General features: G+C 64.2%; 30 protein-coding genes. 25 read left to right on the top strand and 5 right to left on the bottom strand.

All coding sequences use genetic code 11. The features are described 5' to 3' along the window. On the top strand, positions 1-987 hold the full coding sequence (locus OEL49_RS17130; RefSeq protein ID WP_014237492.1) for a S49 family peptidase: 987 nt from the start codon (positions 1-3) through the stop codon (positions 985-987). 9 nt (positions 988-996) lie between these two features. Here the strand turns inward: OEL49_RS17130 and OEL49_RS17125 are convergent, their stop codons facing one another. Continuing rightward, positions 997-1725: an SAM-dependent methyltransferase gene (locus OEL49_RS17125; RefSeq protein ID WP_014237493.1), complete on the bottom strand. Its 729-nt coding sequence runs from the start codon at positions 1723-1725 to the stop codon at positions 997-999. A 12-nt stretch (positions 1726-1737) separates the two neighbouring features. Continuing rightward, on the bottom strand, positions 1738-2331 hold the full coding sequence (locus OEL49_RS17120; RefSeq protein WP_014237494.1) for a Maf family nucleotide pyrophosphatase: 594 nt from the start codon (positions 2329-2331) through the stop codon (positions 1738-1740). A gap of 180 nt (positions 2332-2511) precedes the next feature. On the opposite strand from OEL49_RS17120, the gene OEL49_RS17115 reads away from it, so the two are divergent. The 9 genes from OEL49_RS17115 to OEL49_RS17075 all read left to right on the top strand — a co-directional run bounded on the left by OEL49_RS17115 (position 2512) and on the right by OEL49_RS17075 (position 9130). After that, positions 2512-2988 (top strand): YceD family protein, encoded by a 477-nt coding sequence (locus OEL49_RS17115; RefSeq protein ID WP_197739048.1) that lies wholly within the window; start codon positions 2512-2514, stop codon positions 2986-2988. A gap of 20 nt (positions 2989-3008) precedes the next feature. Beyond that, positions 3009-3188: a 50S ribosomal protein L32 gene (gene rpmF / locus OEL49_RS17110; protein WP_014237496.1), complete on the top strand. Its 180-nt coding sequence runs from the start codon at positions 3009-3011 to the stop codon at positions 3186-3188. 77 nt (positions 3189-3265) lie between these two features. Then, positions 3266-4306: a phosphate acyltransferase PlsX gene (gene plsX, locus OEL49_RS17105; protein WP_130458480.1), complete on the top strand. Its 1041-nt coding sequence runs from the start codon at positions 3266-3268 to the stop codon at positions 4304-4306. Between the two features lies 1 nt (position 4307). Beyond that, entirely contained in the window at positions 4308-5267 is a 960-nt protein-coding gene (locus tag OEL49_RS17100; RefSeq protein ID WP_014237498.1) for a beta-ketoacyl-ACP synthase III, read from the top strand. 30 nt (positions 5268-5297) lie between these two features. Continuing rightward, positions 5298-6224 carry an ACP S-malonyltransferase gene (gene fabD, locus OEL49_RS17095; protein ID WP_014237499.1) on the top strand — a complete coding sequence of 309 codons (927 nt, stop codon included), beginning with the start codon at positions 5298-5300 and terminating at the stop codon, positions 6222-6224. A gap of 4 nt (positions 6225-6228) precedes the next feature. Further along, positions 6229-6969: a 3-oxoacyl-ACP reductase FabG gene (gene fabG / locus OEL49_RS17090; protein WP_014237500.1), complete on the top strand. Its 741-nt coding sequence runs from the start codon at positions 6229-6231 to the stop codon at positions 6967-6969. 101 nt (positions 6970-7070) lie between these two features. Then, complete coding sequence (gene acpP, locus OEL49_RS17085; protein WP_014237501.1) at positions 7071-7307, top strand: acyl carrier protein; 237 nt, start codon at positions 7071-7073, stop codon at positions 7305-7307. Positions 7308-7433: 126 nt separating this feature from the next. Further along, entirely contained in the window at positions 7434-8666 is a 1233-nt protein-coding gene (fabF, locus tag OEL49_RS17080) for a beta-ketoacyl-ACP synthase II (RefSeq protein ID WP_014237502.1), read from the top strand. A gap of 14 nt (positions 8667-8680) precedes the next feature. Next, complete coding sequence (locus OEL49_RS17075) at positions 8681-9130, top strand: protein YgfX (RefSeq protein ID WP_043798162.1); 450 nt, start codon at positions 8681-8683, stop codon at positions 9128-9130. Here OEL49_RS17075 and nadB read toward each other — a convergent pair. After that, on the bottom strand, positions 9108-10685 hold the full coding sequence (nadB, locus tag OEL49_RS17070) for an L-aspartate oxidase (RefSeq protein WP_152089213.1): 1578 nt from the start codon (positions 10683-10685) through the stop codon (positions 9108-9110). The genes OEL49_RS17075 and nadB overlap by 23 nt on opposite strands. Positions 10686-10967: 282 nt before the next feature. Between nadB and rpoE the strand changes: the two genes are divergently transcribed. The 14 genes from rpoE to OEL49_RS17000 all read left to right on the top strand — a co-directional run bounded on the left by rpoE (position 10968) and on the right by OEL49_RS17000 (position 22493). Continuing rightward, complete coding sequence (gene rpoE, locus OEL49_RS17065) at positions 10968-11567, top strand: RNA polymerase sigma factor RpoE (protein WP_014237505.1); 600 nt, start codon at positions 10968-10970, stop codon at positions 11565-11567. Positions 11568-11679: 112 nt separating this feature from the next. After that, the gene (locus OEL49_RS17060) at positions 11680-12111 is read left to right on the top strand and encodes a SoxR reducing system RseC family protein (protein WP_205229995.1); all 432 of its coding nucleotides are present in this window, start codon (positions 11680-11682) and stop codon (positions 12109-12111) included. A 30-nt stretch (positions 12112-12141) separates the two neighbouring features. After that, positions 12142-13587: a DegQ family serine endoprotease gene (locus tag OEL49_RS17055; protein WP_287875909.1), complete on the top strand. Its 1446-nt coding sequence runs from the start codon at positions 12142-12144 to the stop codon at positions 13585-13587. A 4-nt stretch (positions 13588-13591) separates the two neighbouring features. Further along, entirely contained in the window at positions 13592-13846 is a 255-nt protein-coding gene (locus OEL49_RS17050) for a glutaredoxin family protein (RefSeq protein WP_043798165.1), read from the top strand. A gap of 56 nt (positions 13847-13902) precedes the next feature. After that, complete coding sequence (lepA, locus tag OEL49_RS17045) at positions 13903-15696, top strand: translation elongation factor 4 (protein WP_014237509.1); 1794 nt, start codon at positions 13903-13905, stop codon at positions 15694-15696. Positions 15697-15707: 11 nt separating this feature from the next. After that, positions 15708-16496: a signal peptidase I gene (gene lepB / locus OEL49_RS17040; RefSeq protein WP_014237510.1), complete on the top strand. Its 789-nt coding sequence runs from the start codon at positions 15708-15710 to the stop codon at positions 16494-16496. A 16-nt stretch (positions 16497-16512) separates the two neighbouring features. Continuing rightward, a complete protein-coding gene (locus tag OEL49_RS17035; protein WP_014237511.1) occupies positions 16513-16884 on the top strand; it encodes a DUF4845 domain-containing protein in 372 nt (123 codons plus the stop codon). Further along, on the top strand, positions 16877-17569 hold the full coding sequence (gene rnc, locus OEL49_RS17030) for a ribonuclease III (RefSeq protein ID WP_205229993.1): 693 nt from the start codon (positions 16877-16879) through the stop codon (positions 17567-17569). The genes OEL49_RS17035 and rnc overlap by 8 nt, the downstream gene beginning before the upstream one ends. After that, positions 17566-18459: a GTPase Era gene (era, locus tag OEL49_RS17025; protein WP_014237513.1), complete on the top strand. Its 894-nt coding sequence runs from the start codon at positions 17566-17568 to the stop codon at positions 18457-18459. Before rnc ends, era begins: the two co-directional genes overlap by 4 nt. Positions 18460-18489: 30 nt before the next feature. Next, entirely contained in the window at positions 18490-19203 is a 714-nt protein-coding gene (gene recO, locus OEL49_RS17020; protein ID WP_287875879.1) for a DNA repair protein RecO, read from the top strand. A 67-nt stretch (positions 19204-19270) separates the two neighbouring features. Beyond that, positions 19271-20023 carry a pyridoxine 5'-phosphate synthase gene (locus OEL49_RS17015; RefSeq protein WP_205229992.1) on the top strand — a complete coding sequence of 251 codons (753 nt, stop codon included), beginning with the start codon at positions 19271-19273 and terminating at the stop codon, positions 20021-20023. A 180-nt stretch (positions 20024-20203) separates the two neighbouring features. Next, positions 20204-20593 carry a holo-ACP synthase gene (gene acpS, locus OEL49_RS17010; RefSeq protein WP_014237516.1) on the top strand — a complete coding sequence of 130 codons (390 nt, stop codon included), beginning with the start codon at positions 20204-20206 and terminating at the stop codon, positions 20591-20593. Then, positions 20590-21615, top strand: coding sequence for a beta-N-acetylhexosaminidase (gene nagZ / locus OEL49_RS17005; protein ID WP_205229991.1), 1026 nt, complete (start codon positions 20590-20592; stop codon positions 21613-21615). The genes acpS and nagZ overlap by 4 nt, the downstream gene beginning before the upstream one ends. A 29-nt stretch (positions 21616-21644) precedes the next feature. Continuing rightward, positions 21645-22493 (top strand): DNA ligase, encoded by an 849-nt coding sequence (locus OEL49_RS17000; protein ID WP_205229990.1) that lies wholly within the window; start codon positions 21645-21647, stop codon positions 22491-22493. Positions 22494-22657: 164 nt separating this feature from the next. Here the strand turns inward: OEL49_RS17000 and efp are convergent, their stop codons facing one another. Together efp and earP are read right to left on the bottom strand one after the other, a co-directional pair. After that, entirely contained in the window at positions 22658-23215 is a 558-nt protein-coding gene (gene efp / locus OEL49_RS16995; protein WP_014237519.1) for an elongation factor P, read from the bottom strand. 104 nt (positions 23216-23319) lie between these two features. Beyond that, on the bottom strand, positions 23320-24501 hold the full coding sequence (gene earP / locus OEL49_RS16990) for an elongation factor P maturation arginine rhamnosyltransferase EarP (RefSeq protein ID WP_205229989.1): 1182 nt from the start codon (positions 24499-24501) through the stop codon (positions 23320-23322). Positions 24502-24558: 57 nt separating this feature from the next. Here earP and OEL49_RS16985 point away from each other — a divergent pair, with 57 nt between their 5' ends. Next, positions 24559-25221: a uracil-DNA glycosylase gene (locus OEL49_RS16985; protein ID WP_205229988.1), complete on the top strand. Its 663-nt coding sequence runs from the start codon at positions 24559-24561 to the stop codon at positions 25219-25221. Positions 25222-25226 lie beyond the last annotated feature (5 nt).

The following is a 25226-nucleotide window of genomic DNA, read 5'->3' as shown; positions in this document are numbered from 1 at the left end:
GTGGATACCCCGACCTTGCCCCCTCCCGATTTTGGCCCCAAGCACGGCAATGATGCAGCCTGGGAGCGGAAGACCCTGGAAAAGCTGGCGTTTGCCTCCCTGGCCGAGCAGAAGACCCGGCGTCGCTGGGGCATCTTCTTCAAGCTGCTGGGTTTCGCTTATCTGACGGTAGTCCTGGCGCTGGCGTTTGACTGGGGTGATACGGAAAAACTGGCTGATGGCCGCCATACCGCTCTGGTGCAACTGAAGGGGGTCATTGATTCCAGTGGCGAGGCCAGCGCGGACAAGATCAATTCCGCCTTGCGCTCTGCTTTCGAGGACAAGGGTACGGCCGGCGTCATCCTGCGCATCAACAGCCCCGGCGGTAGTCCGGTCCAGTCCGGCATCATCAACGATGAAATCCGCCGCCTGCGCGGCAAGTACCCGGATATTCCCCTGTACGTCGTGGTTGAGGATGTTTGTGCTTCCGGCGGCTATTACGTGGCTGCCGCGGCCGACAAGATTTTCGTGGACAAGGCCAGTCTGGTGGGTTCCATCGGCGTGTTGATGGACGGTTTCGGTTTTACCGGGACCATGGACAAGCTTGGCGTGGAGCGGCGCCTGCTGACTGCCGGCGAAAACAAGGGCTTCCTCGATCCCTTCTCGCCCCAGGACCCGAAGCAGAAGCTGATGGCCCAGACCATGCTCGGCGAAATCCACAAGCAGTTCATCGATGTGGTCAAGAAGGGGCGTGGCCAGCGTCTCAAGGAAACCCCGGACATGTTCTCCGGCCTGGTGTGGACCGGTGCCCGCAGCATCGAGCTGGGTCTGGCTGACGACTTTGGCACGGTGAGCAGTGTGGCCAGGGATGTAATCAAGGCCGAAAAGGTGATGGACTACACCCAGAAGGAAAACATCGCCGAGCGCTTTGCCAAACGTTTTGGTGCCGACATGGTGCAAGGGGCGGTCAAGGCCCTGGGGCAGGCCAGCCAGCCCCAGGCCCGTTAAGTACCGATCCTAGACGGAAAGGAAGAGGAAAACCGTCGGCTCCTTGGCGACGGGATCTTCTTCCTTGCGCCACTGGGCCACGCTCAGGGTGCGTAGGCGCTGTTGGGGCAGGGTCAGGCTGCTGGCCAGGCAGAGCAGGGTGGAGGGCGCCAGGTGTTGCAGCAGGCTGTTGAGCATCTGGGTGTTGCGATAGGGCGTCTCGATGAACATCTGGGTCTGGTTCTGGCGCCGGGATTCCTGCTCCAGCGCCTTGAGGCGCTTGCTGCGCTCATCTTCCTTGGCCGGCAGGTAGCCGTGAAAGGCGAAGCGCTGGCCGCACAGGCCGGACCCCATCAGGGCCAACAGCAGGGAAGAGGGGCCGATCAGCGGCACGACGGTGATGCCTTCCTGCTGGGCCAGGCGAATCAGGTCGGCGCCCGGGTCGGCAACGCCCGGGCACCCCGCTTCCGATACCAGGCCCACGTCAAATCCCTGGCGTAATGGTTGCAGCAGCCCTTCCAGGGCATTGGCCCGGGTGTGCTCGTTCAATTCCTGAATCTGGATTTCCTGCAGGGGGACCGAAATCTCCAGGCTTTTGAGAAATGCCCGGGCACTTTTGGCGTTCTCGGCAATGAAGTGCCGCAACTGCCTGGCCTGTTCGCAGACGGGGGTGGGCAGAACCGCAGCGGGAGGGGTGGGACCCAGAGGTACCGGAATTAGGAAGAGGGTGCCGCGAGGGAGGGGCTGGGGGGCGCTCATGGCGATGCGTCCTTAAAGAATAGGGAAGGCTTCGGCTCTCAGCATGTCGCAGAGGGCGATCAGGGGCAGTCCGATGAGGGCGTTGGGATCGTCCCCCTCCATTTTGGCGATGAGGCTGATGCCCAGCCCTTCGGCCTTGGCGCTGCCGGCGCAGTTGTAGGGAGTCTCGGCGCGCAGGTAGCGCTCGATCTCGCCGTCGCTCAGCTGGCGGAAGGTGACCAGGGTCGGGATGCCCCGGATCTGGGTGCGACCGGTGCTGCTGTTGTAGAGGCACAGGCCGGTATAGAAATTAACCGTGCGTCCCCGCATCTGCTGCAGTTGTGCCACGGCACGCTCATGGTTGCCCGGTTTTCCGAAAACCTGCCCATCCAGGCAGGCCACCTGGTCGCTGCCGATGATCAGTGCATCGGGGTGTTGGGCAGCCACGGCCCTGGCCTTGGCTTCGGAAAGGCGCAGTGCGGTCTGCTCCGGGCTCTCGCCTGCGAGCGGGGTTTCGTCTACTGCTGGGTTTTCCGTGGCAAAGGGCAGGCGCAGGCGGGCCAGGAGTTCCCGGCGAAAAGGGGAGGTGGAAGCCAGAATCAGGGCGGGCTGGGGCAGAGTGGGCATTAGAAATGGAGAGGTGAATTCGGGCAGAAGAGCGCTGCCCATGAGGGGGAATGAGGCGGTGCGGTAGAAAACGCGGATAAGTCTTTGCCTTTGTTGTTGAAACCCTAATTTCGGCCCGCGTTTTTCTTTGACATGCAAAGCCGAAAATAATATCATCCGCGCCTTATGTCGCAACAGGTTGTGATCGATAGTCTGGCTTTTGCGCGTGACGCCCGTCGTTTGGAAGGTGATCTCGCCATGGCCGACATGCCCCGGGTGCATGATCTGCTGACGGAAGTCAGCGGTAGTGTGCACTACCGGCTTACCGGCCGGATCGGCGCGCTGGGCAAGTCCCAGTTGCTGCTGCAGTTGGATGGCTTCGTGCCGCTGCGTTGTCAGCGCTGCATGGAGCGCCTGGATTTTCCGCTTCACGTCGAGTCCGTACTCGAGTTGGTGGAAAGTGAGGCCGATCTGACCCAGGAGGATCTGGAAGATGATTCCAGGGACTTTCTCCCGGCGGAAAAGAAACTCGATGTACTGGCGCTGATCGAGGACGAGGTCATTCTCGCCCTGCCGGTGGTGCCGCGTCACGATAGTTGCAGCCTCCCCGGAGGCGGCGAGAAATCGGTGAAGGAATCTCCCTTCGCCGTGCTTGCCGGCCTCAAGGGTAAGGCTTAATGATTTTTTAGGAGCTAGTTATGGCCGTTCAACAGAACAAAAAGTCCCCGTCCAAGCGTGGCATGCATCGTTCCCACGACTTCCTGACCACCCCCGCTACCGCCGTTGAACCCACCACCGGCGAAGTGCACCTGCGTCACCACATCAGCCCCAACGGTTTCTACCGCGGCAAGAAGGTCACCAAGGCTAAGGGCGAGTAATCCCCTTAGACGAGGCAGGCAGTTCCCCGCGAGGGGAGGACTGCCTGCCTTTTCTTTTACCCAATTCGAGTCCTCGGATGGGAATCACCATTGCTATCGATTGCATGGGCGGGGACCACGGTCCCAACGTCACCGTGCCGGCTGCGCTCGACTTCTTGAGCCGCAACGCGGACGCCCGTGTCATTTTGGTCGGCCTGGAGGAAAAACTCCGGGCGATCCTGCCTGCTCCCGTGCCGGAACGGGTCGCCATCCGCCACGCATCCGAAGTGGTGGCCATGGACGAGCCGCCGGCCCTGGCCCTGCGCAACAAAAAAGACTCTTCCATGCGGGTTGCCATCAACCTGGTCAAGGAGGGGGAGGCGGACGCCTGTATTTCCGCCGGCAATACGGGGGCCCTGATGGCCATTTCCCGTTTCGTCCTGAAAATGTTGCCCGGTATCGACCGGCCGGCCATCTGCGCCGTGCTGCCCACGGTCAAGGGCCATGTCCATGTGTTGGACATGGGGGCCAACGTGGACTGCTCGCCGGAGCACCTGCTGCAGTTCGGCATCATGGGGGCCATGCTGGTGGCCGCCGTGGATCACCGCGAGCAGCCGACGGTGGGCATTCTCAACATCGGCGAAGAAGACATCAAGGGCAATGAGGTGGTCAAGCAGGCCGCCGAGTTGCTGCGCAATTCGGGTCTCAACTTCATCGGTAACGTCGAAGGTGATGGCGTGTACAAGGGCGAGGCCGAAGTCGTGGTTTGTGACGGCTTTGTCGGTAACGTGGCCCTCAAGACGTCCGAAGGTCTGGCCCAGATGTTGTCCACCTTCCTGCGTCAGGAGTTTGGGCGCAACCTCTTTACCAAGCTGGTTGCCCTTCTGGCGCTACCGGTGCTCAAGGGCTTCAAGCGCCGCGTCGATCATCGTCGCTACAACGGCGCCAGCCTGCTCGGGCTCAAGGGCATCGTCGTCAAGAGCCATGGCTCGGCCGATGCCTACGGTTTCCGCCACGCCATCGAACGGGCTGCCGAGGAAGCAAGGGGGCAGGTGTTGAGCCGCATTGCCGACCAGGTTGCCCGTCACGTTTCCAGTTCCTCTCAAGCGGCTGCCGTAGCGGCCCAGGAGTCTGCCTAATATGTATGCCAAGATTACCGGGGTCGGCAGCTATCTGCCGGCCCAGGCCGTGAGCAACGACGATCTGGTGGCCCGCGGGGTCGATACCAGCGACGAATGGATTGCCACCCGTACCGGTATTCGTAATCGGCACCTGGCGGAACCCGGCCAGACCTCCAGCGATCTCGGCTTCGAAGCGGCTCGCCGGGCCCTGGAGATGGCCGGCGTGGATGCCGCCGAGTTGGACCTGATCATCGTCGCCACCTCCACTCCCGATTTCATCTTCCCCAGCACCGCCTGTCTGCTGCAGAGCAAACTGGGCAACAAGGGGGCAACCTGCTTCGACGTGCAGGCCGTCTGCGCCGGCTTTGTCTATGCACTGAGCATTGCGGAAAAGTTCGTCCGTTCGGGCTCCCACAAGAAGGCACTGGTGGTTGGCGCCGAAGTTTTCTCCCGCATCCTGGACTGGAACGACCGGGGTACCTGCGTGCTCTTCGGCGACGGCGCCGGTGCCGTGGTGCTGGAAGCCTCCGATGCACCCGGCATCCTTGCCACCGCCCTGCATGCGGACGGCAGCCACCATGGCATTCTTTCGGTGCCCGGCAATGTGGCCGGCGGTGCGGTGATCGGCGATCCCTTCCTGCGCATGGATGGCCAGGCCGTGTTCAAGTTCGCCGTGCGCGTCCTTGCCGACGTGGCGGCCGAGACCTGCGCGGCCGCCGGGGTGGCGACTTCCGATGTGGATTGGCTGGTGCCGCACCAGGCCAATCTGCGCATCATCGATTCCACCGGCAAGAAGCTGGGCATCCCCAGCGACAAGGTGGTGGTGACCGTGGACCGCCACGGCAATACTTCCGCTGCATCCGTACCCCTGGCGCTGGATACGGCAGTGCGCGACGGACGCATCCAGCGCGGACAGAAGGTGCTGCTGGAAGGCGTCGGCGGCGGCTTCACCTGGGGCGCCGTGCTGTTCCAGTTCTAACTGCATTCAAGCTCTCAGAGGTTAATTCCCATGGCTTTTGCGTTCGTATTTCCCGGTCAAGGTTCCCAGGCAGTCGGCATGATGGCGGCCTACGGCGACTCCGCCGTGGTCCGTGCCACGTTCGATGAAGCATCCGCCGCCTTGGGCGAAGACCTGTGGCAGATGGTGGCCGAAGGTCCGGCCGAAGTGCTGTCCCAGACGGTGAATACCCAGCCTGTCATGCTGACCGCCGGCATCGCTGCCTGGCGCCTGTGGCTGGACAAGGGTGGCAAGATGCCGGCCGTTGTCGCCGGCCACAGTCTGGGTGAGTATTCCGCCCTGGTGGCTGCCGGCGTCCTGCAGTTCAAGGACGCCGTGCCCCTGGTGCGGCTGCGGGCTGCTGCCATGCAGGAGGCCGTGCCTCTTGGCACCGGCGCCATGGCCGCCATTCTCGGCCTGGACGACGACGGCATCCGCGCCGCCTGTGCCGAAGCGGCCCAGGGCGAGGTGGTGGAGCCGGTGAATTTCAACGCTGCCGGCCAGACCGTCATCGCCGGCCACAAGGCCGCCGTGGAACGGGCCATGGAAGTGTGCAAGACCAAGGGCGCCAAGCGCGCCGTGGCCCTGCCGGTGTCCGCCCCGTTCCATTCCTCCCTGATCCGCCCGGCGGCTGACAAGCTGGCCCTGCGTCTGGCTGAACTGGAATTGCAGGCGCCCCGTATTCCCGTGGTCAATAACGTGGATGTGGCCGTGGAAAGCGATCCGGCCCGTATTCGCGATGCCCTGGTGCGTCAGGCCTATAATCCGGTGCGCTGGGTCGAGACGATCCAGAAAATGGCTGCCATGGGCGTCACCGTGGTGGCAGAATGCGGTCCCGGCAAGGTGCTGGCCGGCCTGACCAAGCGCTGTGCCGATGGCGTCAATGGTGTGGCCCTGGCCGACCTGGCTGCCATCGAAGCCAATATCAACCTGGAGTAAAACCATGCTGCAAGGACAAATTGCCCTCGTTACCGGCGCTTCCCGGGGTATCGGCAAGGCAGTGGCTCTGGAACTGGCCCGCCTGGGCGCCACCGTGGTTGGCACCGCCACCAGCGACGACGGTGCTGGCAAGATTTCCGCCTACCTTGCCGAGGCCGGCGCCAAGGGGCGCGGTGCGCTCCTCGAAGTGCGTGACCAAGCCCAGGTGGACGCCCTGATCGCCGCTCTGGAAAAGGAGTTCGGCGCAGTCTCCATTCTCGTCAACAATGCCGGCATCACCCGGGACAACCTGGCCATGCGCATGAAGGACGACGAGTGGGATGCGGTCATCGACACCAACCTGAAGGCCGTCTTCCGCCTTTCCAAGGCCGTCATGCGCGGCATGATGAAGGCCCGCGCCGGCCGCATCATCAATATCACTTCCGTGGTCGGCCATGCCGGCAATCCGGGGCAGGCCAATTACTGCGCGGCCAAGGCCGGCGTTTCCGGCATGACCCGTTCCCTGGCCCGGGAGCTGGGCAGCCGCAACATCACGGTCAACTGCGTCGCGCCTGGCTTCATCGATACCGACATGACCAAGGCTCTGGACGACAAGCAGAAAGAAGGTTTGCTGGGTAACATTCCCCTGGGCCGCCTCGGCAGCCCGGAGGACATCGCCGCCGCCGTAGCCTTCCTGGCCTCCCCGGCCGCAGGCTACGTGACCGGCAGCACCATCCATGTCAACGGCGGTATGTATATGGATTAATGGCGGTTTTCCGCCTGAGGATCCCGCGTTTTGTAAGCGCGGGGCGTTTTGGTAAAATAAGCAAGTTTGTCTGATACCCGATAACAGGGAAGGAGTCCTGAATGGAAAACCTGGAACAGCGCGTTAAGAAGATCGTTGCCGAGCAACTGGGCGTCAACGAAGCCGACATCAAGACCGAGTCCTCCTTTGTGGATGACCTGGGTGCCGACTCTCTGGATACCGTCGAGCTGGTGATGGCCCTCGAAGAAGAATTCGAGACCGAGATCCCCGACGAAGACGCCGAGAAGATCACCACCGTGCAACAAGCCATCGATTACGTTCTGTCCCACAAGAAGTAATCACCCGGGTACGGGACTTCCCTGCCAACCGGCGCCTTCGTGGCGCCGGTCCAGCATTGATGCAGGGAGCCCGCCCTTCTGCAGTATTCTGTATCACCTCTCCCCTCATTCTTTCCGGAGCTAAAGTTGGCACGTCGTCGCGTCGTCATCACCGGGCTGGGGCTTGTTTCCCCGGTCGGTAACAGCGTTGAAGAAGCTTGGCAAAACCTCCTGGCCGGTCGCTCCGGTATTACTGCCATCACCAAGTTCGATGCATCCACTTTCCCCACCCGCATTGCCGGGGAAGTGAAGAACTTCGATATCGGCACCTACATTTCCGCCAAGGACGCCCGCCGCATGGATACCTTCATCCATTACGGCATGGCGGCCGGCATCCAGGCCATCAAGGATGCCGGGCTTGAAGCCAATCCGGTCGATGCGGAGCGCATCGGCGTGGCGATCGGTTCCGGCATCGGTGGCCTGCCCCTGATCGAGAACACCAAGGACGATTACATCGCCGGCGGTGTGCGCAAGATTTCCCCCTTCTTCGTTCCCGGTTCGATCATCAACATGATCTCCGGCAACCTGTCCATCCTGTATGGCTACAAGGGTCCCAATATCGCCGTGGTGACCGCCTGCACCACCGGCACCCACAACATCGGCGAAGCTGCCCGCCTCATCGAGTACGGCGATGCCGACGTGATGATTGCCGGCGGTGCCGAGTCCACCGTGACCCCCCTGGGCATGGGTGGCTTCTGCGCTGCCCGGGCCCTGTCCACCCGCAATGACGATCCCACCACCGCCAGCCGGCCCTGGGACAAGGATCGTGACGGCTTCGTGCTGGGCGAGGGTGGCGGCGCCATGGTGCTGGAAGAGTATGAGCACGCCAAGGCCCGGGGCGCCCGCATTTATGCGGAGCTGGCAGGCTACGGCATGAGCGGCGATGCTTACCACATGACCGCTCCCAGCACTGATGGTCCGAAGCGTTCCATGCTCAATGCCCTGCGCAATGCCGGCGTGAACCCTGACCAGGTGCAGTACCTGAATGCCCATGGTACTTCCACGCCCCTGGGCGACAAGAACGAAACCGATGCCATCAAGCTGGCCTTCGGCGATGCCGCCAAGGGCCTGGTGGTGAATTCCACCAAGTCCATGACCGGCCACCTGCTGGGCGGCGCCGGCGGCATCGAGTCCATCTTCAGCGTCCTGGCGGTCCATCACCAGGTTTCCCCGCCCACCATCAACATTTTCGAGCAGGATCCGGAATGTGATCTGGACTACTGTGCCAACACGGCTCGGGAAATGAAGATCGACGTGGCCCTGAAGAACAACTTCGGCTTCGGCGGCACCAACGGTTCCCTGGTGTTCAAGCGCATCTGAGCGAGACCAACGGGATGAGGTTGCCGCTGCTTCTGCAACTACAACCCTCCCGCCGCCTGGCAATGCTGCTCGTTGCCTTGCACGCCGCCGCTTCTGGCGGCGTTTTCATTTTGGGCTGGAATATATGGGCGACGCTTGGCCTGCTGGCCTTGCTGCTCGTTTCCCTGGCCTTCGCCCTGCGGCGCCACTATGGGCGGCATCCGGCCTGGGTACGCCTGGGGCAGAAGGGGGAGCTGGCCTGGGGTCAGGGGGAAAAGGAAAGTCCCCGGCTGCGGTTGCTGCCGGGGACTTGCTGGCGTCATCTGGTAGTGCTGCGCTATCGCCTGGAGCAGGAGGACGGGACCTGGTCCCGTCCCCATGCCGTGTGCCTGCTGGCGGACAGCCTGGCCGACGAGGCGTCGTTCCGCCAGTTGCGGGTGTGGCTGGGCTGGCGGGCCAAAATCAGGGACGACGGGATTTTCTGAGGATGGTGTTGCGCGGCTTGGGCAGCAGTCCGGGGTAGTCGCGGCTGAAGTGCAGGCCGCGGCTTTCCTTACGTTTGAGGGCGCAGCGGACGATCAGGTCGGCCGTCACCACCAGATTGCGCAGTTCAATGAGGTCGTGGCTGACCCGGAAGTGGGTGTAGAACTCGTTGATTTCCCGCATCAGCAGGCGGATGCGGTGCTGGGCCCGCTGCAGGCGCTTGGTGGTGCGCACGATGCCGACGTAGTCCCACATGAAGCGGCGCAGTTCATCCCAGTTGTGGGAAATGACGATTTCCTCATCCGGGTCGGAAACCCGGCTTTCATCCCACTGGGGCAGGGCAGGGATGGCGACCTTGGGCTGGGCCTTGATGTCGGCCACGGCCGCTTCGGAGAAGACCACGCATTCCAGCAGGGAGTTGGAGGCGAGACGGTTTGCGCCGTGCAGGCCGGAGCAGGAGGCTTCGCCGGCGGCGTAGAGGCCGGCGATGTCGGTGCGGGCCTTGAGGTCGGTGATGATGCCGCCGCAGGTGTAGTGGGCGGCCGGCACCACCGGGATCGGGTCCTTGCTGATGTCGATGCCCAGTTCCAGGCAACGGGCGTGGATGTTGGGGAAGTGCTCCAGCAGGAATTCCTTGGGCTTGTGGGAAATGTCCAGGAAAACGCAATCCAGGCCCCGCTTTTTCATCTCGAAGTCGATGGCCCGGGCCACCACGTCCCGCGGCGCCAGTTCCGCCCGCGGGTCATGGTCGGGCATGAAGCGGGTGCCGTCCGGCAGGCGCAGAATGCCGCCTTCGCCCCGTACCGCCTCGGAAATGAGGAAGGATTTGGCCTGGGGGTGGTAAAGGCAGGTGGGATGGAACTGGATGAATTCCATGTTGGCCACCCGGCATCCGGCCCGCCAGGCCATGGCAATGCCGTCACCGGTGGAGGTATCCGGATTGGTGGTGTAGAGATAGACCTTGCCGGCACCGCCGGTGGCAATCATGGTGGCCTGGGCGCCGATGGTGCTGACTTCGCCGCTGCGGGTGTCCAGGGCATAGGCGCCGTAGCAGCGCTGCTCAGGCAGGCCCAGCTTGGCGCCGGTGATGAGGTCGATGGCGATGTGCTGTTCCAGCACAGTGATGTTGGGATGCTGGCGCACCTTGCGCGTCAGGGTGTCCTGTACCGCCAGGCCGGTGGCATCGGCCACGTGGATGACCCGGCGGGTGCTGTGGCCGCCTTCCCGGGTCAGGTGGTAGCCCTTGTCGTCCTTGGTGAAGGGGACGCCCTGCTCGATCAGCCAGTCGATGGCCCGCCGCCCGTTTTCGACGACGTAACGGGTGGCCTTGGCGCCGTTGAGGTGGCCGCCGGCTTCGAAGGTGTCGCGGATGTGGGCTTCGATGGAATCCTGGCTGTCCAGCACGGCGGCAATGCCGCCCTGGGCCCAGGCGCTGGCACTGTCTTCCAGGCTGCGCTTGCTGATGAGGCCGACCTTGTGGGTGTCCGCCAGGCGAAGGGCGGCGGACTGTCCTGCCAGACCGCTGCCGATGATGAGTACGTCAAAATGCTGGACCACGATGCGCTTTCTTGGTGTGCGGCTTGCATCCGCGACCGAACTGGACCGCGGGGACCGTAGGGCTGACAACTATAGCACGAGAGGGGCGCCGGGGCTTGTAGGCCGGCCGTTGCCGCATCCGGGCTAGTGGCTCGCGGCGGCTTGCGGGATTTCCCCACGGGGCGGGTGGGTCGTGGCCCGGCGTGGCTTGCGTTATACTTCGGCTGCCTGTGGTGTGCGATGGAGCGCGATGAGGCGCTTTTCCGCCATTACCCCTAATCCTTACAAAGGTATTCATACAGCATGAGCGAACGCGAGATTGACCAAAAGCTGGTCGAGCGGGCGCAATCCGGCGACAAAAAGGCCTTCGAGCTGCTGGTGGCCAAGTACCAGCGCAAGCTGGGCCGCCTCCTGTCCCGATTCATCCGTGACCCGGCCGAGGTGGAAGACGTGGCCCAGGAAGCCTTCATCAAGGCTTACCGGGCCTTGCCTTCCTTCCGCGGCGACAGCGCGTTCTACACCTGGCTGTACCGTATCGGCATCAATACGGCCAAGAACTATCTGGTGGCCCAGGGCCGCCGGGCGCCCACTTCCACCGAGTTCGACTCCGAAGAGGCGGAAACCTTCGATGACGGCGAGCAGCTGCGGGACATCAACACGCCGGAGAACCTGCTGCTCTCCAAGCAGATCGGCGAGACGGTGAATGCGGCCATGGATGCCCTGCCGGAAGAATTGCGTACCGCCATCATGCTGCGGGAGCTTGAAGGCCTGAGCTACGAAGAAATCGCCAAGATCATGGATTGTCCCATCGGCACCATCCGTTCCCGCATCTTCCGGGCCCGGGAGGCGGTGGCGACCAAGCTGCGTCCCCTGCTCGACACCACTCCCGACCGGCGCTGGTAGGCTGTAGCGCTTTCGCCGCCGGATTCCTTCTCCGGTCCGGGGCTCCGTCAGCTGTGATGGCCTGGTGCAAAGGCGGGCAAAATTCCTTTTCCCACATGTTTGAGCTTTCCCCATGATTGAAACCCAAGCAACCGTGACTGCGCTGGAAGGCGACTATGCCCTGGTGGAGGCCGGTCAGGGCGGTTGCGGGCGCTGCCATGAGCAGGGCGGTTGCGGCGGCAACAATGCCTCCCAGCTTTTCTGTCACGGGCCGCGCCACTTTCGCGTACTTAATCCGCTGGGCGTGAAGGTGGGCGAGAAGGTGGTGGTGGGGGTGCCGGACGGTGCCGTCTCCCACAGCGTCCTGGTGCTCTACCTGCTGCCCCTGGCGTTGCTGGTGCTCGGCGCCGTGGCCGGCGCCGCGCTCATGCCCGGGGCCCGGGACGCGGCTGCTGCCGCAGGCGCCCTGTTCGGAGGGCTCCTGGCCTGGTTCCTGGCGCGTCGCCTGCAGGCCAGGGATGTCCAGTCCCCTCGCTTTCAGCCCGTCATCCGCCAACGTCTCTGAGGTATCCCAATGTCCAGGAGTCGCTCTGCCATGAAACGTCTTGTCGTCCTCCTGTATCTCTGCTGCCTTGCAGCAGTCGCCCAGGCCGCCGATAGCCGGGGTCTGCCCGACTTTGCCGACCTGGTGGAAAAATACGGCAATACGGTGGTCAACATCAGCACCACCCAGGTGGTACGGCAGAAGCGGGGAGTCATGCCATTCCCCTTCGACGAGGACGACCCCCTGTTCGATTTCTTCCGCCGCTTCGGGCCTTCCGGCCCCTTCGGCCAGGGGCAGCCCGGCGGCGCCGTGCCCCGGGAGTTCGAGAGCAAGTCCCTGGGGTCCGGCTTCATCATTAGCAGTGACGGCTACGTGCTGACCAACGCCCACGTGGTGGACCAGGCCGACGAAATCACCGTGCGCTTGACCGACAAGCGGGAATTCCGGGCCAAGGTGATCGGCGCCGACAAGCGCACCGATGTGGCCCTGATCAAGATCGAGGCCAGCAACCTGCCCGCGGTCCGCTTCGGTGATCCGGCCGGGCTGAGGGTAGGGGAGTGGGTGGTGGCCATCGGTTCCCCTTTCGGCTTTGACAATTCGGTGACGGCCGGCATCGTCAGCGCCAAGGGGCGCTCCCTGCCCCAGGAGAACTACGTTCCCTTCATCCAGACCGACGTGGCCATCAATCCCGGCAATTCGGGCGGCCCCCTTTTCAACATGAAGGGCGAGGTGGTGGGCATCAATTCCCAGATCTACAGCCGCTCCGGCGGTTACCAGGGAATCGCCTTCGCCATTCCCATCGATGTGGCCATGGACATCCAGGGTCAGCTGCGGGCTTCGGGCAAGGTCAGCCGGGGGCGTATCGGTGTGGTGATCCAGGAAGTGACCAAGGAACTGGCCGATTCCTTCGGCCTGGCCAAGCCCGCCGGCGCCATCGTCAATGCGGTGGAACCGGGTGGTCCGGCGGAAAAGGCCGGGGTCGAGGCGGGCGATGTGATCCTCCGTTTCGACGGCAAGGCTGTGGGCGCTTCCAGTGACCTGCCGCGATTGGTGGGTGCCACCCGACCCGGTTCCCGGGTGTCCCTGCAGGTCTGGCGCAAGGGCGCAGCCCGGGACCTGACCCTGACCGTGGCCGAAATGCCGGCGGACGACAAGGCCGATGGCAAGGCGGCCAAGAAAGGCAAGGCTGTCGAGCCCCAGGTGAATCGCCTGGGCCTGGTGGTGTCGGAGTTGTCGGCCGAGCAGCGGCGCGAGCTGAAGGTGGCCGGCGGCCTGCTGGTCGAGGACGTGCGGGGTGCTGCGGCCCGCTCCGAACTGCGGCCCGGGGACATCATCCTGGCCCTCATCAGCAAGGGCGTTACCAGCGAACTGCGTTCGACGGAGCAGTTCAGCCGGCTGTTGGCCCAGTTCGACAAGGGGGCCAACGTGACCTTGCTCATCCGCCGGGGCGACATGCAGACCTTCGTCACGGTCAAGGGGCTCAATGGTGGCAACTGAGCCGATGCTGCAGACCAGGCCTGTCCTGCAGCTCCTGGGGCGGGTCTATTGCCATCTGTGCCATGACATGGAGGCGGCCCTGGCGCCGATTGCCGACGAATATGGCGCCGCCGTCGAGGTGATCGATGTGGACGAGGACGAGTCCCTGGAGCAGCGCTGGGGCGAACTGGTGCCCGTGTTGCTGCATGGCGGCGAAGAGATTTGCCACTACTTCCTGGACGAGGCAGCAGTCCGTGAAGTTTTGGCCAAAATCCGCTAGAATCCGCGCTTTCCGGCCAAATTCAAAAGGGTGCTGCACAGCACCCTTTTTACCATATGCAACACATCCGCAATTTTTCCATCATCGCCCACATCGACCACGGCAAATCCACCCTGGCCGACCGCATCATCCACCTCTGTGGCGGCCTTTCCGACCGGGAAATGGAAGCCCAGGTGCTCGACTCCATGGACTTGGAGCGGGAGCGCGGCATCACCATCAAGGCCCAGACGGCCGCCCTCAGTTACAAGGCGCGGGACGGCCAGGTCTATAACCTGAACCTGATCGACACCCCGGGGCACGTGGACTTCTCCTATGAAGTCTCCCGCTCCCTCTCCGCCTGCGAAGGCGCCCTGCTGGTGGTGGATGCCTCCCAGGGCGTGGAAGCCCAGACCGTGGCCAACTGCTATACGGCCCTGGACCTGGGGGTGGAGGTGGTGCCGGTGCTGAACAAGATCGACCTGCCGTCGGCCAACCCGGATGGTGCCCGCCAGGAAATCGAGGACGTCATCGGCATCGACGCCACGGACGCCGTCCTGGCTTCGGCCAAGACCGGCCTGGGGGTGGAGGACATCCTGGAAGCGGTGATCGCCAAGATCCCGCCTCCCGTCGGCGACCCCGAGGCGCCGCTGAAGGCCCTGCTGATCGACTCCTGGTTCGACAACTACGTCGGCGTGGTGATGCTGGTCCGTGTCGTGGACGGGGTGCTCAAGCCCAAGGACAAGATTCGCCTGATGTCTACCGGCGCCGTGCATCTGTGCGAACAGGTCGGCGTGTTCACCCCCAAGTCCCTGGCGCGCAACGAACTGCGGGCCGGGCAGGTGGGTTTCATCATTTCCGGCATCAAGGAACTGCATGCCGCCAAGGTGGGCGACACGGTCACCCTGGTGGAGCGTCCCGCCGCCGAGGCGCTGCCCGGCTTCAAGGAAATCAAGCCCCAGGTGTTTGCCGGCCTCTACCCGGTGGAATCCAACCAGTACGACCAGTTGCGCGACTCCCTGGAGAAGCTGCGCCTCAACGATGCTTCCCTGCAGTTCGAGCCGGAAGTTTCCCAGGCCCTGGGCTTCGGCTTCCGCTGCGGCTTCCTCGGCCTGCTGCACATGGAAATCGTGCAGGAGCGCCTGGAGCGGGAATTCGACCAGGACCTGATCACCACCGCGCCCACCGTGGTTTATGAAGTGGTGATGCGGGACGGTTCCGTGGTCCAGGTGGAGAACCCCTCCAAGCTGCCGGAAGTGGGCAAGTTCGATGAAATCCGCGAACCCATCATCACGGCTACCATTTTTGTGCCCCAGGATTATCTGGGCAGCGTCATCACCCTGTGCAACGCCAAGCGCGGCAACCAGGTGGACATGCACTACCACGGCCGCCAGGTGAAGCTGGTCTATGAAATGCCCATGGCCGAAGTGGTGATGGATTTCTTCGACAAGCTGAAGTCCGTCTCCCGGGGTTATGCCTCCCTGGACTACGAGTTCAAGGAATACCGGGCGGCCGACGTGGTCAAGGTGGACATCCTCATCAACAGCGAAAAGGTGGATGCCCTGTCCATCATCGTGCACCGGGCCAACGCCCCCTACCGGGGCCGGGAACTGGCGGCCAAGATGCGCGAGCTGATTCCGCGCCAGATGTACGAAGTGGCCATCCAGGCCGCCATCGGCTCCAACATCATCGCCCGGGAAAACGTCAAGGCCATGCGCAAGGATGTGCTGGCCAAGTGTTACGGCGGCGACATCACCCGGAAGAAGAAGCTGCTGGAGAAGCAGAAGGCCGGCAAGAAGCGCATGAAGCAGGTGGGCAGCGTGGAGATTCCCCAGGAAGCCTTCCTCGCCGTGCTGCGCGTCGATAGCAAGTAAAGGACATCGTCTTGAATTTCGCTCTGATCCTCTTCCTGCTGCTGCTGGCCAGCGGCGCCATCTGGGCCGTGGATTCCCTGTGGCTGGCCAAGCGGCGCCCGGCCGGAGCCAAGGACCCCTGGTGGGTGGAATACGGTGCCGGCTTTTTCCCGGTGATCCTGGTGGTGTTCGGCCTGCGCTCCTTCGTGGTCGAGCCCTTCAAGATTCCCTCGGGCTCCATGATTCCGACCCTGCTGGTGGGCGATTTCATCCTGGTGAACAAATACACCTACGGCATCCGCCTGCCGGTGATCAACAAGAAGATCATCGAGGTGAGCCAGCCCCAGCGCGGCGAAGTCATGGTGTTCCGTTTCCCTGAGGATCCGTCCCTGGATTACATCAAGCGGGTGGTCGGGGTGCCGGGCGACAAGGTGGCTTATCAGAACAAGCGCCTGTCCATCAACGGCAAGCCCCTGGACATCCAGCCCCAGGACGATTTCCTGCATTCGGAGCGGCTGTACTACTCCAAGCAGTACAGCGAAGTCCTGGGGGCGGTGGACCACCGCTTCCTCAACGACGACGATGCGCCGGCCTTCATCCGCGACGCCTCCCAGTTTCCGGGCCGGGAGAATTGTATTTACAATAACGCGGGCGTCATCTGTACGGTGCCGCCGGGACACTACTTCGTCATGGGCGACAACCGGGACAACAGCCGGGATAGCCGGGCCTGGGGTTTCGTCCCCGACGAAAACATCGTCGGCAAGGCTTTTTTCATCTGGTTCAATTTCAACGACCTGAGCCGCATCGGCCGTTTCAACTGAGTTACGGGAGAGCGCAATGCTGAGTAAGCATCAACGGGGGGTGAGTCTTTCCGGGTTGCTGATGTGGAGTGTGATCATCGTTCTCGTCCTGATCACCGGCATGAAGGTGGTGCCGCCGGTGATCGAGTATGTGTCGATCGTCAAGAACATCAAGGCGATGACCGCCGACAGCCAGCTGGCCGGAGCCACGGTGAGCGATATCCGCAAGGCTTTCGACAAGCGGGCCGAGGTCGGCTACATCGACGTCATCAAAGGATCCGATCTCGACATCAGCAAGGACGGCAGCGATCTCGTCATTTCCTTCGCCTATGCCAAAAAAATCCCCCTGGCAGGTCCGGTGAGCTTGTATATCGATTTTCAGGGCAGCAGCAAGGGCAAGGGTGGCTGAAAAAATCCGTTTGACGGCTCCCCAGGCCGCGTTTTCCCGTCGCCTGGGCCATGAATTTGCCGATCCCTCCCTGCTGCGCACGGCGCTGACCCACCGCAGCCACAGTTCGCCCCATAACGAGCGCCTGGAATTTCTCGGCGACAGCATCCTCAACTGCGTCGTCGCCCACCTCCTGTTCGAGCGTTTCCCCCAGCTGCCCGAGGGCGACCTGTCCCGGCTGCGGGCCAATCTGGTGAAGAAGGATACCCTCCACGAACTGGCCCTGGGGCTGGATCTGGGGGAACAGTTGCGGCTCGGAGAAGGGGAGTTGAAGAGCGGCGGCCATACCCGCCCTTCGATCCTGGCCGATGCCCTGGAAGCCCTGTTTGGCGCCGTTTACCTGGATGCGGGCTTCGACCGTGCCAAGGTCGTGGTGGGCAACCTGTTTACGGCCAAGCTGGACGCCATCGCTCCCGATCAGCCGATCAAGGACCCCAAGACCCGTCTGCAGGAATACCTGCAGGCGCGGCGCCAGCCCTTGCCGGTCTATACCCTGGCGGCCACCGACGGCCAGGCCCACCTGCAGCAGTTCAGGGTGCTGTGCGAGGTTGCCTCTGCCGCCCTGCAAACCGAAGGTCAGGGCAGCAGTCGCCGCGCTGCCGAACAGGAGGCCGCCTCGCGGGCTCTGGAGAAACTCAAAGCATGAATACCGAAAAGCAAATCCGTTCCGGCTACGTGGCCATTGTCGGCCGTCCCAACGTGGGCAAGTCCACCCTGCTCAACCGCCTGGTGGGGGAGAAGATTTCCATCGTCTCCCGCAAGGCCCAGACCACCCGCCACCGCATCACCGGCATCCTCACCAACGACGATGCCCAGTTCGTCTTCGTCGACACCCCGGGCTTCCAGACCGAACACACCAACGCCCTCAACCGGGCCATGAACCGGGGCGTGACCCAGACCCTGGCGGATGTGGACGTGGTGCTGTTCGTGGTCGAGGCCGGCCGTTTCGACGCCAAGGACAAGGCCGTGCTCAAGCTGCTGCCGGAAGACCGGCCGGTGATCCTGGTGGTGAACAAGGTGGACAAGATCGCCGAGAAGGAAAAGCTGCTGCCTTTCCTGGCCGCAGTCACCGCCGAGCGCAGTTTCACCGCCGTGGTGCCGGTTTCCGCCACCAAGGGCAAGCAGCTGGAGCAATTGCTGGCCGAAGCCCGCCAGTATCTGCCCCATGAAGAACTGCTGTTTGCCGAGGACGAACTGACCGACCGCAGCGAGCGGTTCCTGGCTTCCGAATACATCCGGGAAAAGCTGTTCCGCCTGCTGGGCGACGAACTGCCGTATTCCACCACGGTGGAAATCGAGAAGTTCGAGGTGGAGGGCAACCTGCGCCGCATCTACGCCGCCATCGTGGTGGACCGGGACGGCCACAAGGCCATCGTCATCGGCAAAGGCGGCGAGACCATCAAGCGCATCGCCACCGAGGCCCGCCAGGACATGGAAAAGCTGTTCGACGGCAAGGTCTACCTGGAAGTGTGGGTCAAGGTGAAGTCCGGCTGGAACGACGACGAGCGCCTGCTGCGCAGCCTGGGCTACGAGTAAGCGTCTTTTCCTCCCCTTCGGGCTTTCGCCATGCAACGGCAAAAGGTAGACGGCCAGCCCGCCTACGTTCTCCACACCTATCCCTTTCGGGAAACCAGTCTCATCGTCGAGGCCTTCACCCGGGATTTCGGCCGGGTGGCCCTGCTGGCCCGGGGCGCCCGACGGCCTCGTTCCGCCATCCGCGGCCTGCTGCTGGGTTTCCAGCCCCTGGAGGTCTCCTGGGCAGGCAAGGGCGAAGTGCTGACCCTGATGAAGGCCGAATGGCAGGGCGGCCAGCCGCTGCTGGCCCGCCACGCCCTTTTTTGCGGCTATTATCTGAACGAGCTGCTGCTGCACCTGCTGCCCCGGGAAGACGCCCACGAAGCCCTCTACGCCGCCTATGCCGAAACCCTGCGCTGCTTTGCCGACGGCGTGCAGGAGGCGGACCTGCGCCGCTTCGAAAAATCCCTGTTGCAGGAACTGGGCTATGGCCTGACCCTGGCCACGGATGCGGAGGGCCGGGCGGTGGAAAGCGCCGGCCACTATGCCTACCAGATCGAGCGGGGGCCGGTACGCTTGTCCCGGCCCGGCGATTCGGCCCTCTCGGTATCGGGCAAGACCCTGCTCGACCTGGCCCACGAGGATTTTTCCGATACCCGTTCCCTGGCCGAGGCCAAGCAGCTGATGCGGGCTTTGATGGCCCATTACCTGGACGGCAAGCAGTTGGAGACCCGGAAGATTTTCCGGGAGTTGCAGGAACTCTGAGGCAGACGCTTCTCGGCGGCTACCCTGAAGTCGACACTTTGCAGCAGGAATATTGAGGTTTAACACCATGAGCATCGAACTCGGCGTCAATATCGACCACGTGGCCACCATCCGCCAGGCCCGCCGCACCTACGAACCGGACCCGGTGTGGGCCGCCGTGGAAGCCCAGCTGGGCGGGGCCGACGGCATCACCGTGCACCTGCGGGAAGACCGCCGCCACATCTGCGACCAGGACGTGGAGCGCCTCAAGCTCACCACCCAGATCAAGCTCAACCTGGAAATGGCGGCCACCGACGAAATGGTGGGCATCGCCTGCCGCCTCAAGCCCGAAATGGCCATGCTGGTGCCCGAAGGCCGCCACGAGGTGACCACCGAAGGCGGTCTCGATGTGGCCGGTCAGGAAGCCCGTCTGAAGGACGTGGTGGCCCGCCTGGCCGATGCCGGCATCGTCACCAGCGTCTTCATCGACGCCGAACTGCCCCAGGTGGAAGCGGCCGCCCGTATCGGCGCCAAGATCTGCGAAATCCACACCGGCCCCTACGCCCATGCCTTCTATAACCAGGGGCGGGATGAGGAAAGCCCGGCCGTGCTGGCCGAGCTGGCCAAGGTGCGGGCGGCCGGCGAGGCCATCCGGGGCCTTAACATGCGCTTCAACGCCGGCCACGCCCTCAACTACTACAACGTCCAGCCCATCGCCGCCCTGGCGGGCATCAAGGAGCTGCACATCGGCCACGCCATCGTCAGCCGCGCCGTCTTCGTCGGCCTGCGGGAAGCGGTACGGGAGATGAAGCAGCTGCTGCTCGGTGCGGCGGGGCGGTAAAGGCGAAGCCACAGAGGGCACAGAGAACACAGAGGGTGAACCGTCTCCGGCGCAAACTCGGTGGGACGACTCATCGCTCAGGTCTCAGCATTCAGGTCAATAAACTATGTGCTTTCGTTTTTCTCGGTGATCTCTGTGTCCTCTGTGGCTAAAAATGGACTCCTCAGTGGCTAAGAAAACATGATCCACGGCATCGGCACCGACATCGTCGCCGTCTCCCGTCTCGGCGAGTTCTATGCCCGCCACGGGGAGCGCAGCCTGGACAAACTGCTGACTCCGGCGGAGCGGGAGGAATTCGCCCGTCTGCCCGAGGCCGGCCAGACCCGTTTCCTGGCCAAGCGCTTCGCCGCCAAGGAAGCCTTCGGCAAGGCCCTGGGTACCGGCATCCGGGCCCCGGTGCTGCTGCCGGCCATCGGCGTCGGCCACGATGCCCTGGGCAAGCCGGTCCTGGAACTGGCTCCGGCCGTTGCCGCCCTGCTGGCCGAGCGCCGGCTGGTGGCCCATCTTTCCCTCAGCGACGAGCAGGATTACGCCGTCGCCTTCGTCATTCTGGAACAAACCCAGCCATGAACGCTCCCCGACAACTGCCCCCGGGCCCGGTGATGATCGACATCCAGGGCCTGGTCCTGACCGATCTGGACCGGGAACGCCTGACCCACCCCCTGGTGGGCGGCCTCATCCTGTTCAGCCGCAATTACGAAAGCCCGGAGCAGCTCAGTGCCCTCTGCGCCGAGGTCAAGGCCCTGCGCAGTCCCCAGTTGCTGATTGCCATCGACCACGAAGGCGGCCGGGTGCAGCGCTGTCGGCCAGGATTCACGGCCATTCCCGCCATGGGCAAGCTGGGCGCCTTGTGGGATGCGGCGCCTGGCGAGGCCATCGCTGCGGCCCAGGACCTGGGCTATGTGCTGGCCGCCGAGCTGCGGGCCCGGGGCGTGGATTTCTCCTTCACCCCGGTGCTGGACCTGGACTACGGCCGCAGCACGGTGATCGGCAGCCGTTCCTTCCACCGCCAGCCGGAAGCCGTGGTGCAACTGGCCGGCGCCCTGATCCAGGGCCTCAGGCAGGCCGGCATGGGCTGCTGCGGCAAGCACTTCCCCGGCCACGGCTGGGTCCAGGCCGACTCCCACGTGGCCATTCCGGTGGATGAGCGGGACTGGGACAAGCTCCTGGCCGACATGGAACCCTTCCGTCGCCTGGCCCTGGATGCGGTCATGCCGGCCCACGTGATTTACCCGGTAGTTGATGAAAAATCTGCCGGATTTTCAAATTACTGGATTAATTATCTGAGAAATAAGTTGAAGTTTGACGGCGTCGTTTTCAGCGACGACCTGTCCATGGAAGGGGCCTCCGTCGCCGGTGATGTGGTGGCCCGGGCCCAGGCCGCCTGGAGCGCCGGCTGCGACATGCTGCTGGTGTGCAATGCGCCGGAAGCGGTGGGCCAGTTGCTGGAGCGCTGGCAGCCGGCCCTGGAGCCGGTCCGGGCCGCCCGGGTGCAGCGCCTGCTGCCCCATAAGCCTGCTCCGGATTGGGCCGGTCTCCAGGCCGATCCGGTCTACCAGCGCGGCGTAGCCGCCGCCGGGCGCCTCGCCTGAAACCCGGCAGCCAGGCGGGAGCATTCACCATGATCCGCCGCCTGCTGCTGCTCCTGCTTCTCTCCCTTGGCTGGAGCCCGCTGTGGGCCCAGTCCCCCACCGTTCCGCCGCCGCCCCTGCTCCTGGCCGAAACCTACACTGGCCAGGAGGACGTGGCCGCCTACTGGGTTAGTGAAAAGCTGGACGGGGTAAGGGCGGTCTGGGATGGCCAGGTGCTGCGCTTTCGCAGCGGCCGCCCGGTGGCGGCGCCGGCCTGGTTTGTCGCGGCACTGCCGGCCACGCCCCTGGATGGGGAATTGTGGGCCGGGCGCGGCCATTTCGAGCGGCTCTCGGCCACGGTGCGGCGGGAGTTGCCGGACGACGCCGAATGGCGGCAGGTGCGCTACATGGTGTTCGAACTGCCGGGCGGGGAGGGCGCTTTCAGCGAGCGGCTGCAGCGCCTGCAAGCGCTGGTGGCCGGCGCCCGGGTGCCCTGGCTGCAGACGGTGGAGCAGTTCCGCCTGGCGAACAGGGCCCAGTTGCTGGCTCGGCTGGAGGAAGTGCGGCGGGGCGGCGGCGAAGGCCTGATGCTGCATCGGGCCGATGCGCCCTATGTCACCGGCCGCAGCGAGGTGCTGCTCAAGGTGAAACCCTGGCTCGATGCGGAGGCCCGGGTGGTGGCCCATCTGCCGGGCAAGGGCCGCTACGCCGGCATGCTGGGGGCGCTGCGGGTGGAGATGCCCGATGGCCGCCGGTTCAGCCTGGGCACCGGCTTTTCCGCCGCAGAGCGGCGTCAGCCGCCGCCCGTGGGGGCCCTGGTCACCTACCGCTACCGGGAGCTGACGGCCACCGGCCTGCCCCGTTTTGCCAGCTACTGGCGCCTGCGGCAGGACTTCTGAAGGCCGGGGGGCTGACAGGCAGGTGGGGCGGGGGCTGCGGCGATGCCATGCCGGAGAATGGCTTGGAATAAGCGCCCCAGGCCTGCATCAGGAAATGGCCGCAACCAGAGGGCAAAGAAAAAGGGCTGCCGCGGCAGCCCTTTTTGCTGGAACCCGGGGAAGGATTACTTCACGCGGTTCTTGTACTCGTCGGTGCGGGTGTCGATTTCGATCTTGTCGCCGATTTCCACAAAGGCGGGAACCATCAGCTCGAAGCCGGTGCCGATCTTGGCGGGCTTCAGCACCTTGCCGGAGGTGTCGCCCTTGACGGCGGGTTCGGTGTAGGTCACTTCGCGCACCACGGAGTTGGGCAGTTCGACGGAGATGGCCTTCTCGTTGTAGAACACCACTTCACAGGCCAGGCCGTCTTCCAGGTACTTCAGGGCGTCGGTCATGTTGTCGGCTTCGATGTCGAACTGGTTGTAGTCGGCATCCATAAAGACGTACATGGGATCGGCGAAGTAGGAGTAGGTCACTTCCTTGCGATCCAGTTGGACCACTTCGAACTTTTCGTCGGCCTTGTACACTGCTTCGCTGGCGGCGCCGGTCAGCAGGTTCTTCATCTTCATCTTGACCACGGCAGCGTTGCGGCCGGACTTGTTGTATTCGGTCTTCTGGATCACCAGGGCTTCGGGGCCCACCATGATCACGTTGCCGGAGCGGAGTTCTTGGGCGGTCTTCATCGTCAATCCTGCGGAAAATAATTTGAGGGTCTGGCCAAGGAAGCGAGGGGGCGCAATAAGTTAAAACGCGACCCGAAAGCCCAAGCCAAAAATAAAGCGCGTGATTATAGCTTGTTTCGGCAAAAACGCGCCAAGGATTCCGCCAGGTCCGGGCGATTTTCCTGCAAATCGCTCCATTGGCGGCTGTGGGCCAGCAAGGCCGGCAGCTGCCGCTCGAATGCGGGCCAGCAGGCCCCGGGGCGGACCGGGTCGAGGCCGTTCCAGGCCCGCCAGAAGGTGCGCAGGGCCTGGGCCGAGGCCGTCTCCAGGCCCTCGCTGTAGGCTTCGAGGAAGGCCTCCAGCTTGGGCTCGTGGGCGTTTTCCTCCTGGGGATAGATCTGCCATACCAGGGGCCGGGCGGCCCATTGGGCGCGGACGAAGGAATCCTCGCCGCGGACGAAGTTGAGGTCGCAGGCCCACAGCAGCCGGTCGTAGTCGGCCTGGGGCAGGAAGTCCATCAGCACCAGGCGCAGGGAGCCCACCTGCAGCCGGTCTCCGGCCCGGGTCAGCCGACCGCCGCTCCAGGCGGTCACTTCCGGCAGGGCCGGCCCCAGGGGCATGAAGCACAGGGTCGGGGAGGGGGCCTGGGCCCAGGCGTCCAGCAGGCTTGCCACGGGGAGGTGGCCGTAGCAGAAGAGGGACACCACCCGTTCGGCCGCCGTGGGGGTGGCGCCGAGGCGCTGCCAGAGCGCCTTTCGGGCCAGGGGATCGGCCTGGAAGTCCTGCCGCTGGCCGATCAGCGCCCGTTCCCGCAGCAGGCCGCCGGTACGGGCGTCGAAACCGGGGAAGAAGAAGTACTTGAGCAGGGGCAGGCGCGGGTGGGGCGAGGCCAGGCCGTGGCAGTGGCTGGCCCAGTCCTCCGCCGTCAGGTATTCCAGGTTGATCCACACCGGTGGCCGGGGCGCCCGGGCCATGGCGGCCAGGTAGTTTTCCGGCAGTTCGCAGGCGAAGGCTTCCACCACCACCTGGGCTGCCTCCACCTGGGCGAAATCGCCGGCCCAGCGCTGCACGGTGACGCCGGCCAGCGTCTGGCAATCCCGTTCCACCTGCAACTCGGGGCAGAGGCGGGCGAAACTGGCCAGGTCGTCCACCCACAGGCGCACCGCAAAGCCGTGCTCCGCCGCCAGTTGCCGGGCCAGGCGCCAGCAGACGCCGATGTCGCCGTAGTTGTCCACGACGGTGCAGAAAATATCCCAGGACAGGCTGGGGCGGGCGGGCGCCAGGGGCGCCGGGGCGGGGGCTTCCATGGGGGCGCATGGTACCATTTCAGCCTTCCCGCCTCGTTGTCACGGACCCTTTTCCCCATGCTTGCCCCGACCCAGACCTTTTCCACCGACTGTACCGATTGTCCCCGCCTGGCCGCCCATCTGGCCGCCATCCGCCAGCGGGACCCGGACTGGCATGCCCGCCCGGTGCCGTCCTTCGGCAGCCTGGAATCCCGCCTGCTGGTGGTGGGCCTGGGCCCTGGGGAGCGGGGTGCCAACCGCACCGGCCGGCCGTTTACCGGCGACATCGCCGGGGAGCTGCTCTATCCCTCCCTGCACAAGTTCGGCTTCGCCACCGAGGCCTGGCCCCTCAATGCGGAAGGCTGGGCCAATGCGGGCCTGGAGCTGAAGGACTGCCGCATCACCAACGCGGTGCGCTGCCTGCCGCCCCAGAACAAGCCCCTGCCGGTGGAAATCCGCCAGTGCAACGACTACCTGGGCCAGGAAATCGCCAGCATGCCCAACCTGCGGGCCATCCTCATCCTCGGCGCCGTGGCCCACCAGGCGGTGCTGCGCACCTTCGGCCTGAAGGTGAAGGACTACCCCTTCGGCCATGCCGTGCGCCATGTGCTGCCCGGCGGCATCGAGACGTTCACCAGCTATCACTGCAGCGGCTACAACACCCGCACCGGGCGCCTCACCACCGAGGGCTTCGAGGCCGTGGTGGGCGCCATCCGCGACAAGCTGGACCGGCTCGGCTGAGGACG

Origin of the sequence: Azospira sp. (assembly GCF_030247495.1) — a bacterium.
Taxonomy (GTDB): Bacteria; Pseudomonadota; Gammaproteobacteria; order Burkholderiales; family Rhodocyclaceae; genus Azospira; species Azospira oryzae.
This window is presented reverse-complemented; position numbering and strand designations above follow the sequence as displayed.